This window comes from Vagococcus penaei (assembly GCF_001998885.1).
Lineage (GTDB): Bacteria > Bacillota > Bacilli > Lactobacillales > Vagococcaceae > Vagococcus > Vagococcus penaei.
Window position 1 is genome coordinate 771,598 of record NZ_CP019609.1, and the last position, 14,488, is coordinate 786,085.

Here is a 14,488-nt window from a genome sequence, read left to right on the forward strand (position 1 = left end):
TAAAAAGAAATAGGACTGGATAGGCTACACTTGACTAGACAGAAAAAATAAGGTGTGATGAGAATAAGAAAACACACTGGAGGAAATGTCATGTTAGAACGTAAACCAAGAAGAACTTTTACCAAAGAATTTAAACAACAAATGGTAGATCTTTACCAATCAGGAAAACCTAGAATAGATATTATTCGTGACTATGAGTTAACTCCTTCAACTTTTGATAGGTGGGTAAAACAAGGAACAACCACAGGTTCATTCAAAGAAAAAGATAATTTAACACCTGAACAAAAGGAATTAATCAAACTCAGAAAAGAACTTAAAATGCTTGAAATGGAAAATGATATTTTAAAGCAAGCGGCGCTGATATTCGGACGAAAAGGCAAGTAATTAAAGCCAACAAACATAAATATTCTATATCAGCGATGTGCCGAGTCCTTAAAATATCAAGACAAACTTACTATTATCAGGAAAAGAAGCCATTACTAGAAAGTGAACTAGAAGAAATTGTGGAAATGATTTTTCGCCAAAATAAAAAAGCTTATGGCGCTCGTAAAATAAAAAAAGCACTTAGTTTAGAAGGCATCATTCTCAGTAGAAGAAAAATTAGAAGGATTATGCGACACAGAAACCTCGTTTCTGTGTATACGAAAGCTTATTTTAAGGTGGTATCTTCTAATGTGAATGAGTCTAAAATAACCAATCAATTAAAACGTCATTTTAACTCCGTTATGCCATTAGAAAAAGTTGTCGCCGATTTAACTTATGTCAAGGTTGGCAATCGTTGGCACTATGTCTGTTTAATTCTTGATTTATTTAATCGAGAAATCATTGGATTTAGTTGTGGGGCATCAAAAGATGCCGAATTAGTTAAACAGGCATTTTATACGATTCCGTACGCCTTAACAAACATTCAGTTGTTTCATACTGATAGAGGAAAAGAATTTGATAACCAAGTGATTGATACCATACTAAATACATTTAATATCAAGCGATCGTTGAGTAGAAAAGGAAATCCCTGGGATAATGCCGTCGCCGAGTCAACTTATAAATCCTTTAAAGCAGAGTTCGTTTATCCCAATCAGTTTGAGACACTAAAAGAATTATCTGTGGCTCTTTATGACTATGTTCATTGGTGGAATCATTTCAGAATACACGGAGCATTGAATTATGTCACTCCGCTTAGTATCAGAGCTCAGAGATTAGCGATAGCTTCCCTTGAGGATGAGTCAAACTGTGATACGTGTGAGATAGCGGGTTGATTTTTATAAGTCAACACACCGCGAAAGAGTCACAGTTTGAGAGGCTCATGGTCAAGGGTAATCGGATAACAGTACCAATGTTTTGACACCTTATAATATTTGTCAAAAAAAGTGTTGCCATTCCAGACCATTAAAACGGTTGAACTAGGTCAAATAACTGATAAAATAACTAAATAAAAACTATTACCTAAAAGTTAAGTTTTTAAGTTAACTTTTAGGTAATAGTATCTCAAGTATTTTTTAATAGACAACCTTAGCAAAGAAAATTCTGATGATTAAGATACTTAGTACGATTAAGCCAATTAGATAATAAAAAGGTTGCCTAATTTTCTGACTATCTACTGTTGCCTTTTGACTAATCTCTTGATTGATTTTTGCTACTTGTGGTTGCAATTTTTGCTTACTTTCTTTTTCAGGTTTTGCCACGATAACATATCTTTGAGAGGTTACTTGAGGCGTTGGACAAGTAAAAATGGTTAATTGATTGTTATCAGTTTGGGAAACAACTGATAGATCTGTTTCATCAATCACTCTAATATCAACAATCCGATAAACTTGACTTTGTTCTAAAAAAGAAACAATCACTTTTTGACCCTGTTTAGCCTCCAAAATGGAACCAAATAATAATTCTTGCATACCTAAATGATGACCAAAAACGACAAAGTTTCCTTGATTTAACGTGCGCTGAGGATACATTGCCACACCACCATAAAATAAATTTTCATTGGTCATACCAACAAAAATAGGTTGTTGCCATTTTAGAGATGGAATAGAAATACTTCCGTAAGCATTCAACTGATTATTATTTCTATAACGCCAAATATCAGTCACAGACAGAGCAGTTATTTTTTCTTCTTTAGGAATGGTATCCGGTAATTTAGTCGATATCTTAACAATCTGACTTTGGTAAATTTTTTGGCCAATAAGTGCATCTTTCACTACTGGAAAAAATAGAAAAATCAAACCGATAGTAATGATTAAATCAATACCAATTTCTGACATAATAGCTGAATAAGAAACTTTACCATATGCTTTCTTTTTCATTTTTTTTCTACTTTATTTTTTTTCTTCTTTTTACTTTTTTTCTTTTTACTTTTCTTCTTCGCCATTTCTTGCTCTTTTTTCTTTTTCTTTTTCCAAAGTAAAAATAATAATAGAAGAGCAATGATAAGCAATAATAAGCCGATTATCCAGTAAATTGGCGTATGATTCGTTTCTTCAATAGAGACATCTTTTTCATTATATTTTTTAGCAACTTCTCCACTAATTGAGAATTCTTTTTCAAAGTCCCACTTATTTAAAAACTTTAACTCTTCCCCTTTAGCATTCGCTACTTTATTTTTCCCATCTGCCGATTTGTTGCCATAAGCTGTCAGTTTCAGTTGATAATCACCTGGCTCTAGCCTTTTCCCATCAAGTGACACAGGATAATTAAAACTAGAGTTTGGAGCCATTTGTAGTGATTCAGCATCAATTATATATTTAACTTTGTCATCACCTTTTTTAATGATTTCACCAGTTAATTTTAATTGATTGATATATCGTGCCACTGGATTTTGAAGTTGAACATTGATGACATTACGCGCATTAACTTGACCCGCAGACGCATTTAATAATTTCAAATCGGGTTCCACAGTATTCTCATTCTGTCTCATTAACAAGGCAATAACATATGAATACTCGTTCTTAATCGCTAACCCTTTGTCTTTTGATTGGGGACTATCATCAGTTTTCTTTTCTTTAAATGTAATACCACCAGCCATTACCCCATCATATTTGTCTGTTGGCATAGTTAATTCCACAGGTACTTTGATAACATCTTTTGCAGGAATTTTTATGTCTTTAGTTATTTTTGCATAATCAGCAATATTGTATTTTAAAGAATCATCCGGTTTTATTTGATTTTGGCCATATTCTACTACGCCATTTAAATTAGTTGTTGCACTATCAATTGTTGCTTCAACAATAATTTCTTTGTCTGTATCATTTTTTAATTGGACATCAACCGTTTGTTTTTGACCCGGATCCATTTTTAAGTCAAAATAAGTTTTATTTTTATCCACTTGATTCGTTGGAATAACAGGATGCACCGCAAAATTAAATTCAGAGGCATAACTAGTTGTTCCTTTAAACATGAAAACGATAAATCCAATCATCAAAAAAATACGATAAAAATTCTTTCTACTATTCATAAATTTATTCTCCTTATAAATAAGAAAAAGAATAGTTAATTTCCCCTATTCTTGTTCCTTATATTACGCTACAGAGCACCGTTTATAATTATCCCTCACCACCATTGCCATCTTCACCGTTATCTGGTACTTCTGATAAAGTCCATGTAAAGGTCGTTGTATATTCAGAAGCATATTTTGTTGTGGAACCTGGCACTTCTAATGAAATACTTTTAGCCGCAGAAGCAACATCTGTACCCCAGTCCATTAAATATGTTCCGGCACCTTGTCCTGACGCAGCATTCATGACAATTGATTCTGCACCGTTAGGATCTAAATTAATTTTCTCCGTTCCTGTTGGTTTAGCTGAAGCAGAATTTGTAACAATATTACCATTCATTAACGTAATCTTAGCACCCGTTAATAATTGATCTTTCGCAGTTTTAAATTGATTATTTTGTTTTACTTTTAAAATCCAACCCGCTTCCGTTCCTCTATTATCCGTTATTTGAACGTAATTAGGTCCCTCTGTACTTTGATCTAAATTAGCGCCTGTTTGATATTTTTGTGTGTCAGCATAGTAAGTTTCTGTCACTGAGGTAATTTTTTGCTCTCCAAATTGTAAACTAGAAGCAAAATCAATTGATAATGGACCTGCTGTTCCTGGATTTGGTCCGTCAGGATTCGTAGGATCTGTTGGCTTAGCCGGATTTTCAGGATTTAATGGATCAACTGGTTTCGTTGGATCTGTATTAGTAATAAATGTCACAGCACCATTTGTTGTATACTCGCCACCATCAGCAGCTAGTACTGTCGTTGTTGTTAAAATCAGGCTACTCATTAATAAACTAGATAAAATCACTTTATTTTTTTTCATCATTGCTTCCCCCTTATTCATCTTCATTTGTAGGAACATCTGTTAATGTCCATGTTAACGTTGTTGCATATGATACAGCATCTTTTGGCGTGCTACCAGGTAAAGTTAGTGCAATATCTTTTGTAACATTAGCTGTAACATCTTCATTTTTATCATTTTTTTCGGTGATTTGTTCAACTGTTCCCCAAGAGTTTACCCATGTACCAGCACCCGTATCTTTTACTGCTGACATAACGACTGACTCAGCTCCAGCAGGGTCTAGATTAATAATCGATGTCGTAACTGGTGCTGTAATTCCTTGAGCATTGGTTTTTACCGTAGGATTGGTTAATTTAATAACGGATCCCGTTAATTCTTTATTTAACGTCGCTTCATTAGTAAACTGACCATTTTGTTTCACCGTTAATTTCCAACCGGCGTTGCTTCCTCGATTATCTGATATTTGGACATAGTTAGGTGTCACCAATGACTCATCTCCATAAACCTGAGCTCGTGCATAATAAGTTTCTGTTTTATTTGAAATTTTATTTAGACCAAAATCAAAACTTGACGCATAATCAATTGATAACGGACCTTTTGTTCCAGGTTCTGGTTTACTACCATCTGGATTCAATGGACTCACAGGTTTATCAGGATCTGGATTTGTCGGATCAACTGGATTTGTTGGTTCAGTACTTGGTATAAATTTAACTGTCCCTTTTGTTTCATAATCTCCTCCGTCAGCCGCATGAACCACTCCTTGACTAGTTAATAATAATCCCATTCCTAAACTTGCAATAACGAATTTTTTCATTTTTATTTCCCCCTAATTGATTTATGAATTTTCTGGCGTGTTAGCTAATGTCCATGTTAACGTTGTTTCATATTTTTTTGCTAACTTAATTGATTTACCTGGAATACTTAGTTTTACTCCTTGGTTAGCTGTTGTTTCATCTCCTAAACGATAAACCCACGTTCCCATTCCTTTGCCTTCTTCAGCAGTTAATAAAGGCATGGACTGATTAGGAACTAAGACTTTTTCAGTTGCACCATTGTTAACCGTCGGGGCATACTTCGCATCGACTGAAGATATTGCTGAGGCATGATTAAAACTTAATTGTGCACCTTCTAATTCTTCTTTATCAGAAGTAGAAAATTGAGCTTCTTGCTTAACAGATAATAACCAACCTTCTTGAGTACCCCGTTTATCCGTTATCTGAATATAATTAGGTCCTGTTTTGGCATCTGACTCTCCCTGTTTAGTATAAGACTGCAAATGAGCATAATAATCTTTGTCTACCGTTGTAATTTTTTGTGTTCCAAACTGAAAACTTGATGCATAGTCAATTGATAAAGGCCCTGGTGTTCCAGGTTTAGGTCCATCTGGGTTTACTGGATCTATTGGTGTAACAGGTTTGTCAGGATCTAAAGGATCAACTGGATTTGTAATGGATGAATCTTCTTCAAATGTAATAGATCCCTGCGACGTATAATCTGCTGCTTGAGTTGTCGACACTACTAATAAAGAGCTAGCCAAAGCCATACTACTTATAAAAATTGTGTATTTTTTCATAATTATCTCTCCTCTTTTGTAGATAGTTAGTCACTATAAAAGAACTGCTAATAAGTAATAAACTGCCAAAGATTTGAATCGGTACCTCATTATAGCTACCCGTTGCAGGTAATATACCAGCACCTGTACTATTTGTTTGCTGTTTACCTATCGAAGATATCTGAGTATCCGTTGGCCTAGATATAACTCCTGGCGAAACAATTAAGTTTGAATCATCAGGTTCTTCTGGAGGTTCATATGTCCCATAAAAAGCAGCTTGACCATTTGTCGAATACTTAGCATCTGTTTCAGCATTGGTAACCAGTGGATAGACTATTAATCCAACTATTAATCCAATAATACTAAGACCATATTTCAATACTAACACCCTCCTCTACTCAATTAGCTATTATTCGGCACCATTTCCATAGACCAATTCAACACCGATGTATACGATCCTAACAATTGATTTTCTACAGGTACCTCTGCTTTAATTCCTTTATTATTTTCTTTGCCCCAGCCATCGGTAATGACGTATTTACCATCTGCTGAAACATCTTGTTCATAAATAATAATCGCATCTTTGCTTAGAGGTTTCTCTTGCTTCTCATCTTGATAATACAAAATTGAATTTAGATTAGATTTATCCTTATCTTCAGGAATAAATGGTGTCTCTTCAGATAATTTTATTTGCCAACCTTCTGAATTATCACGTGTATCTGTCACAATAAGATTACCTTTTATTTCTGGCCAAAAAGTCTGGCGACTAGTTGAAATTTTTTGTGTACCAAAATCAAATGTCTGTGGTGTTTCTGCTAAAGTCAGTTGGCCAATAACATATAAACTCGTACCAGGTAAAAATTTTGTATCATGATAGGAAAATTCTTTAATCGGTTCGATATTTCCAATCTTGCTATTTGTATAAGGTGGATTAATAACATTTTTAGCCAATCCTTTTTTATCTTGTAGAAGTATCTGAACCTTATCACCTTTCACTAATTTATCTGGTAACGGCAGTCTGAATTTCCCATCTCTCGATACTTCGGTTTTAATACCTGTATCGTTATCATTTAGATACAGATAAGCCGTTGTATCAGGTGTCCCGTTTCCAAAAATTTCTTTGGATAAACTATCGATGTCTTTCGTTTCAAGAACAACTGGTTTAGGTGGAACAACTGCATAAACTTTTTCTTCATCAGTTTTTATATCCTCAGGTAATGATGGAGTGATTAATTCCGGCGGATCATCAACCGTCCCTCGCCAGGCTGATAAAACCTTAACTTTTTGGTTTTCTGCTAAAAATTTATCATCTGGCAAAGTTACTTTTACCCAACCAGGTTCTTCAGGTTCACCATAAATTGACAGTGTATTGGTCGTTCCACTCAATTTATAAAGTGATTTTCCATCAGGAGCATAAATACCAATTTGAGCAGAATTTTCACCATCATTAGAAGATTGTGGTGGATCGTACTTACCTCCAGGTACTGATACGTGTGCAAAGACTGATTGATCTGCATCGGTTGGTACCCTTATATCATCAACAATTGCTCTCTGATTATTGGCACTCATACGCGAATAATTTGTCATTTTATCAAAGTTTTGAATCATTGTTGGTGAGGTACTACTTTGAAGATTTGCTAAATTCGTTCCATTTAATTCAAAATCAACATTATTCCAACTCTTTGACGCACTTTGATTAAATCCACGATTTTTCTCCCATACAGAAAGATCCGATTGCTTACTGACAAACGTTGACGTATTGGCTGACGAAAAAATATTCCCCTTGTTACCATTTCTAAAATCAAAATATTTAACGGTATCCATCATGAATGTCAATTTCCCGGAATTGAAAATACCTGCGTTTATTGAACTTGTTTTACCACGAGCGACAAAGTAACTACCTTGGCCAATATCGATGTTCAAGTCAGTCCCTTTAGAATCAAACGGAATACCTGACTCACTAATAATACTGATATTAGAATCTTCGTCGACAGCTTTGAAGCTGTTACCCGCACCTGTTGTATATAAAATACCTTGGTTACGGTTATCTCCACCACCATCTCTGTTAACTCCATCTCCCACATTATGTACCATGAAATCGGAAGCTCCACTTATATTGATTGCATTACCTCCACCATACATCCTAATTGCTGGCGCGTTACCACTTTTTTTCTCAATGTTTATTTTGGATTTATTGGTGACATTAAATGTCATACCACCTCTGATTCTGAAGCGAATGGTTGAACCTAATGTATAATTGTTATCACCATCTTGAACAGCATTCACTTCACTATCGTTATCAACATTAAAAATACCACCTTGACTTTGTAACAAAATAGCTGATGTGTGTAATGAATGAACATCTAATGTCGCCCCATTCAGTACATTAATTGTCGAATGATCAGCTTGCACGAGAAAAATTCCGCCATTATCCGCTCGTTGTTTTCCATCTCCAGTAACTGAAAGCATCGTGCCCTCACCATCCATATAGAAATCTGCTCGTCGTCTGATATCCCAAACTTGCCCTCTACCATTTCCAGTAGCACTTTTTAAACTAGTTGTCACGACTTTGGATCCTTTATCAATTAATATTTTTGCGCCATCGTCTTGCGCATTCGTAATACCATAAAATTTTTCAGCCGTTGAAGTAATAGTCGAGGCATTAGTTATAGTAAAATTTTTAGCCGCTACTGCAACGTTATAATTGGAATGATTATCAAATGTCATAGTTACTCCATCAAAAATCAAATTACCACCACTCATATTTGCAATGTTAGCTTGATTTTTTTCCGAACTAGACACATCATTTTTAAAGATTAATTCTCCAGTTCCATTAAAGACATAAGTATTACTTGTTGAACCACCTATAGAAATATTAGAAATTGTTACTTTGTTCGGTGCATTGATTGTGATATATCTTGACAAAATATTAATGGATTTATGGTTAAATTCAATAGTCTTGTTGCCATTAACTGTTGCCACACTTGTAGCTTGTAAATTTTCACTAACAAAAATATTTTCTATACTTGGGTCTTCTAAAGCATTTTTAAATTCTGTCCAATTAGAGACATCCGCTTTGTTCACATTAGCCTCTATAATTGAATTTCCAAACTGAACATTAGTCACTTTTGATTTTTCTGCACCATTCACAGGTGATGGTTTAAACATAATAAAGCAAAAAATAATTAATAAAAATTTTATACTTTTATTCACATGATATTTCCCCTTTCGACAATTGATCCCCCTAACCTAGTTAACTTTTCTTATTTAAAAACAGAGTTTTCTTACCTATTTTTAAATAGTAATAACATGGACCGCACCTTAAAACGTTCCAGTTTATTTTAAAACGAACTATTTGTGAACAGTTTAATGCTAACATAGTCTTAACAGTATGTCACTAGCATTTTAATGTGATAACATATTATATAACTGTTATTTTTAAAATATTAGTTTTTATTTTGATAAAAACTGAACAAATTCGGATTTTTTATAATAATAAATCGATATAAAACGCAAAAAAAAGTTTATTTTAGCTTAATTATTTCTGTAAAAAAAAATAAATATAACTTGATTTTTTTATTATCCATGTGGAATGGAAACTAAAATTTAGACAATTTTTTTAAGTGTCATTTTAAACTAATTGTTATTCAATCAATGTACTTATTTTTCTTGGCATGTTACAAGTGAAAAATAATCCAAAGTACTATGATACCTAATATTATTTCACCAATGCACGTAATTAGATAGTTTGAATTGGCAACACTTTTCTGTACAAAAATATGTATTTTGGAACATAGAAAAAAGCCCAATGACAATCAATGTATTTGGACTCATGGTTATAATATATATTTGACTATTCGTTTAGATCAATAATTAACCTATTATTTTTGTCAGTAAGTTTTTTTTCAACTCTAAAAATTCTTCTTCGGTTATTATATTTTTTTCAAATAATTGATAGGCTTTTTCAATTTGTTCATAAATATCAGCTTCACTAGACTTTAGCATAGTTTCATTACTAGATTCTTCTACGGTTTTAATTGTATCTTCTGGATAAACAATTACATCCTCTTGTTGTAACACTTTTAAGTCCTTCTCTAAGTCTGACTCTGTATAATTAATTGACTGACTCAACTCATTTTTTAATCGGTTAGCCATAGGTTTCATTGAAGCGTAATTTAATCCTCCTGAAATAACACCTCCTACAATAGGTATTATTTTTGAAACTCCTTTAGCAAAGGTAGATTTGGTTAATTTTGTTCCAAATACTGCCAACACTTTTTTTATTACTGGATAATAAAAAGTTTAGTAAGTGCTTTTTGAGGAATCTTCTTTAATGCCTGTGTAGATAATTTGGAAGATAATACTCTAACTACTGCTCCGGTTGAAGTTACTCCAAGCATTACACCCAAAAATAAAATGAGTGTATTTTTCGCATCATCATTTAGTTCTCCTTGTTCTGTCCAAAAATTCTCATACCCATAAATATAAGAAATTTCTTGAGCAAGCTTAAGGGAGTATCCATAAAATTGAGCTACATCAGCAGGAATTGTTGCTGCCATAGCTAAACCTCCTGGTAATCCCGTTGCAAAAGACACAACTGTCGACTGAGATGTTAAATAATTAATACGACTCTGAGCTTTTCTATCTAGCTCTTGCTTTGTAAAAAATACTGTTGGTCCCTCTTCTATTAATTTAGTTTTATCAGCTACATCATTTCCAAACACCTTAATCAGGAATTCATCTCTATTTACTTTTACAAATGGTAATTTTAATGATTCATTAATAACATTCAAAGCCAAATTATCTTCACTATTTATGCTCATTACAACATTCCTCCATACCTAACTCAATTTAATTATCATTACACTATAAAAAATATGCTTTTATGAACTTTTTTATGTTTTAACTTTTCTTTATTACCATTACTTTTCGTCATATTAAAGTCCATTGGATAGGCTACACTTGACTAGACAGAAAAAATAAGGTGTGATGAGAATAAGAAAACACACTGGAGGAAATGTCATGTTAGAACGTAAACCAAGAAGAACTTTTACCAAAGAATTTAAACAACAAATGGTAGATCTTTACCAATCAGGAAAACCTAGAATAGATATTATTCGTGACTATGAGTTAACTCCTTCAACTTTTGATAGGTGGGTAAAACAAGGAACAACCACAGGTTCATTCAAAGAAAAAGATAATTTAACACCTGAACAAAAGGAATTAATCAAACTCAGAAAAGAACTTAAAATGCTTGAAATGGAAAATGATATTTTAAAGCAAGCGGCGCTGATATTCGGACGAAAAGGCAAGTAATTAAAGCCAACAAACATAAATATTCTATATCAGCGATGTGCCGAGTCCTTAAAATATCAAGACAAACTTACTATTATCAGGAAAAGAAGCCATTACTAGAAAGTGAACTAGAAGAAATTGTGGAAATGATTTTTCGCCAAAATAAAAAAGCTTATGGCGCTCGTAAAATAAAAAAAGCACTTAGTTTAGAAGGCATCATTCTCAGTAGAAGAAAAATTAGAAGGATTATGCGACACAGAAACCTCGTTTCTGTGTATACGAAAGCTTATTTTAAGGTGGTATCTTCTAATGTGAATGAGTCTAAAATAACCAATCAATTAAAACGTCATTTTAACTCCGTTATGCCATTAGAAAAAGTTGTCACCGATTTAACTTATGTCAAGGTTGGCAATCGTTGGCACTATGTCTGTTTAATTCTTGATTTATTTAATCGAGAAATCATTGGATTTAGTTGTGGGGCATCAAAAGATGCCGAATTAGTTAAACAGGCATTTTATACGATTCCGTACGCCTTAACAAACATTCAGTTGTTTCATACTGATAGAGGAAAAGAATTTGATAACCAAGTGATTGATACCATACTAAATACATTTAATATCAAGCGATCGTTGAGTAGAAAAGGAAATCCCTGGGATAATGCCGTCGCCGAGTCAACTTATAAATCCTTTAAAGCAGAGTTCGTTTATCCCAATCAGTTTGAGACACTAAAAGAATTATCTGTGGCTCTTTATGACTATGTTCATTGGTGGAATCATTTCAGAATACACGGAGCATTGAATTATGTCACTCCGCTTAGTATCAGAGCTCAGAGATTAGCGATAGCTTCCCTTGAGGATGAGTCAAACTGTGATACGTGTGAGATAGCGGGTTGATTTTTATAAGTCAACACACCGCGAAAGAGTCACAGTTTGAGAGGCTCATGGTCAAGGGTAATCGGATAACAGTACCAATGTTTTGACACCTTATAATATTTGTCAAAAAAAGTGTTGCCATTCCACATTTTTATTTTTGTTTTAATTATTTAAATTATACGTAACTTTTAGAATGAATTTTTAAAATGGCTAACTTGATTTTACATAAATATGCAGTGTAAAAATAAACCTCATCATTTATGATACGGTTCGCCTTTAATAATCCGAAAACACCGATAAATCTGCTCAACTAAAATTAGACGCATTAACTGATGTGGATAAGTCAAGCGCCCAAAGGATATTTGTGTGTTACTACGAGCTAAAACATCATCAGAGAGACCTAAAGACCCTCCGATAATAAAGGTGAAGGTACTCTTACCTTGGACACTCATTTTTTCAATACTTTCTGCAAAGCTTTCAGAGGTGATTTCTTTACCTTGGATGGCTAAAGCATAAACATAATCAACATCACCTATTTTGGCTAGAATTCGCTCTCCTTCTTTTTGTTTGACTTGCATCATTTCCGCATCACTTAAGGCCTCCGGAGCTTTTTCATCAGCTACTTCAATCATCTCTAATTTACAATATTTCCCTAGACGTTTAGTATACTCAGCGATACCTTGTTTCAAATATTTTTCTTTTAATTTTCCAACAGTAATAATTTTTATTTTCATGATAATCTCCTCATTTTCATTGACAAATTTTATAAAGTTATACACAACTATCCACAGACTTACACACAGTATTAAGTGTTTATTTTAAAGATATCCACTACTTGTTAACATCTCTGTGGATAACTATTGTACAAAACTAGTTGTTATTCATTATTTTTTTATAAAAAATTCATCATTTTTCATTCGTTTTGTTGTTAAATAATGTTGTTTTTTCATGCTTTTTTCAAATATAAGGCTTATACTAGTAAGTGTCAGTAATGAACATATTAAAAATAAATAACTAGATAAAGAAGGGGGCAAGGTGATTTTCACCGCATTCACATGAGAAAAGATGTAACACCTAAAAATAATGATTCAAATAAACGGTCTTCAAATATTAATAATAAAAAGCCAAGTATGTTAAAAAGATTTGGTGTATCGTTAGCTGGTGGGGTACTCGGCGGAGCTTTAGTCGTCGGTGGAGCAGTAGCTTACGACCAAACGACTAATAATACTTCAACAAATACAGCGACAATCGAGCAATCAAATCAGTTAAAACAAAGTAATTCTGATAAAACCCAGGTGACAAATGTCAAATCTAATATTAGCACAGATGTGACTAAAGCCGTGGAAAAAATGGAAAATTCTGTCGTATCTATTACTACTTTACAAAAGAAAAATAATCGAATGTCTGACTTGGAACAATTTTTTGGTCAAGCAGCTGGCGAAGATGACAATGCAAATGGCGAATTAGCAGAAGCTGGCGAAGGAAGTGGCGTAATTTACCGTAAAGATGGTAATAAAGCGTTTGTCGTCACAAATAACCACGTAGTCGCTGGTGCTGATGCTGTAGAAGTTTTATTGAATAGTGGTGAAAAAGTATCTGCAAAAATCGTCGGAACAGATGCTTATAGTGACTTAGCAGTTCTTGAGATATCATCAAAAGAAGTTAAATCTGTTGCTGAATTTGCGAATTCTAATGATGTCAAGGTTGGCGAACCTGCCTTAGCAATGGGCTCGCCACTTGGCTCAACATTTGCAAATTCGGTGTCACAAGGAATTGTGTCTGCGAAAGATAGAATGATTATGAATAAAACAGAAGATGGGCAACCAATTAACATTAACGCCATCCAAACTGATGCCGCAATTAACCCAGGTAATTCTGGTGGTCCGCTAGTGAATTTATCTGGTCAAGTTATCGGTATTAATTCAAGTAAAATAGCGCAAGCCGCAACTGGTGTATCTGCTGAAGGAATGGGCTTTGCAATTCCTAGTAATGATGTGGTTGCAATTATAAATCAACTTGAAAAAGATGGCAAAGTCATTCGTCCAATGCTTGGCATTACGATGGTTGATTTAGGCTATGTAAGTGCAGAAGAACGAGAATCTGTTTTAAAATTAACCGATAAAGATATTAATGGTGGCGTGGTAGTTGGTTCTGTTGTAGACGGCTCACCTGCTGCTAAAGCTGGTTTGAAGAAGTTTGCTGTCATCACACAAGTTGATGGTCAAGATCTGGACAATCGTTCTGAACTACAAGCTAAGCTATACAGTAAAAATATTGGAGATTCTATGAAGCTAACCTACTACTACAATGGTAAAAAAGAAACGACAACCGTTAAATTAGACCAAGACTCTAGTAACTTAGAAAAACAAGCGGCTGAATCCCAAAATTCATCAAATAGCCGAAACTAGTTAAATTTTTAGAAAGTAAGAAAGCCCCTCATACACAAGCAGTGTGTGAGGGGCTTTTTCTCTTATTACAATCATGAC

Annotated in this window: 11 protein-coding genes and 1 pseudogene; 3 read left to right on the forward strand and 9 right to left on the reverse strand. The window is 33.8% G+C overall.

The features are described from left to right. The first annotated feature begins 90 nt into the window (after positions 1-90). Positions 91-1,256, forward strand: a protein-coding gene (locus BW732_RS03615; protein ID WP_126844577.1) for an IS3 family transposase whose coding sequence is annotated in 2 segments (ribosomal slippage) — positions 91-370 and positions 370-1,256 — 1,167 coding nt in all. Because the reading frame shifts where the segments join, the coding sequence is not laid out codon by codon here. Positions 1,257-1,496: 240 nt separating this feature from the next. Here BW732_RS03615 and BW732_RS03620 read toward each other — a convergent pair. The 8 genes and pseudogenes from BW732_RS03620 to BW732_RS03655 all read right to left on the reverse strand — a co-directional run bounded on the left by BW732_RS03620 (position 1,497) and on the right by BW732_RS03655 (position 10,658). Beyond that, positions 1,497-2,300, reverse strand: coding sequence for a class A sortase (locus tag BW732_RS03620; RefSeq protein ID WP_077275511.1), 804 nt, complete (start codon positions 2,298-2,300; stop codon positions 1,497-1,499). Next, complete coding sequence (locus BW732_RS03625; protein ID WP_077275512.1) at positions 2,297-3,448, reverse strand: WxLIP family cell surface protein; 1,152 nt, start codon at positions 3,446-3,448, stop codon at positions 2,297-2,299. Before BW732_RS03625 ends, BW732_RS03620 begins: the two co-directional genes overlap by 4 nt. An 88-nt stretch (positions 3,449-3,536) precedes the next feature. Next, positions 3,537-4,304, reverse strand: a complete 768-nt coding sequence (locus tag BW732_RS03630; RefSeq protein ID WP_077275513.1) for a WxL domain-containing protein — start codon at positions 4,302-4,304, stop codon at positions 3,537-3,539. A gap of 13 nt (positions 4,305-4,317) precedes the next feature. After that, complete coding sequence (locus tag BW732_RS03635; protein WP_077275514.1) at positions 4,318-5,097, reverse strand: WxL domain-containing protein; 780 nt, start codon at positions 5,095-5,097, stop codon at positions 4,318-4,320. A gap of 21 nt (positions 5,098-5,118) precedes the next feature. Then, positions 5,119-5,856: a WxL domain-containing protein gene (locus tag BW732_RS03640; protein ID WP_077275515.1), complete on the reverse strand. Its 738-nt coding sequence runs from the start codon at positions 5,854-5,856 to the stop codon at positions 5,119-5,121. Further along, positions 5,828-6,214, reverse strand: a complete 387-nt coding sequence (locus tag BW732_RS03645; RefSeq protein ID WP_077275516.1) for a hypothetical protein — start codon at positions 6,212-6,214, stop codon at positions 5,828-5,830. Before BW732_RS03645 ends, BW732_RS03640 begins: the two co-directional genes overlap by 29 nt. A 23-nt stretch (positions 6,215-6,237) precedes the next feature. Continuing rightward, a complete protein-coding gene (locus tag BW732_RS03650) occupies positions 6,238-9,048 on the reverse strand; it encodes a WxL domain-containing protein (RefSeq protein ID WP_077275517.1) in 2,811 nt (936 codons plus the stop codon). A 660-nt stretch (positions 9,049-9,708) separates the two neighbouring features. Further along, positions 9,709-10,658 (reverse strand): annotated as a pseudogene (locus tag BW732_RS03655) (bacteriochlorophyll 4-vinyl reductase). 199 nt (positions 10,659-10,857) lie between these two features. On the opposite strand from BW732_RS03655, the gene BW732_RS03660 reads away from it, so the two are divergent. Then, positions 10,858-12,023, forward strand: a protein-coding gene (locus BW732_RS03660) for an IS3 family transposase (RefSeq protein ID WP_152023764.1) whose coding sequence is annotated in 2 segments (ribosomal slippage) — positions 10,858-11,137 and positions 11,137-12,023 — 1,167 coding nt in all. Because the reading frame shifts where the segments join, the coding sequence is not laid out codon by codon here. Between the two features lie 233 nt (positions 12,024-12,256). Here the strand turns inward: BW732_RS03660 and rlmH are convergent. Then, positions 12,257-12,736, reverse strand: coding sequence for a 23S rRNA (pseudouridine(1915)-N(3))-methyltransferase RlmH (gene rlmH / locus BW732_RS03665; protein ID WP_077275518.1), 480 nt, complete (start codon positions 12,734-12,736; stop codon positions 12,257-12,259). Between the two features lie 321 nt (positions 12,737-13,057). On the opposite strand from rlmH, the gene BW732_RS03670 reads away from it, so the two are divergent. Further along, on the forward strand, positions 13,058-14,410 hold the full coding sequence (locus BW732_RS03670; protein WP_077275519.1) for a S1C family serine protease: 1,353 nt from the start codon (positions 13,058-13,060) through the stop codon (positions 14,408-14,410). The last annotated feature ends 78 nt before the right edge of the window (positions 14,411-14,488 follow it).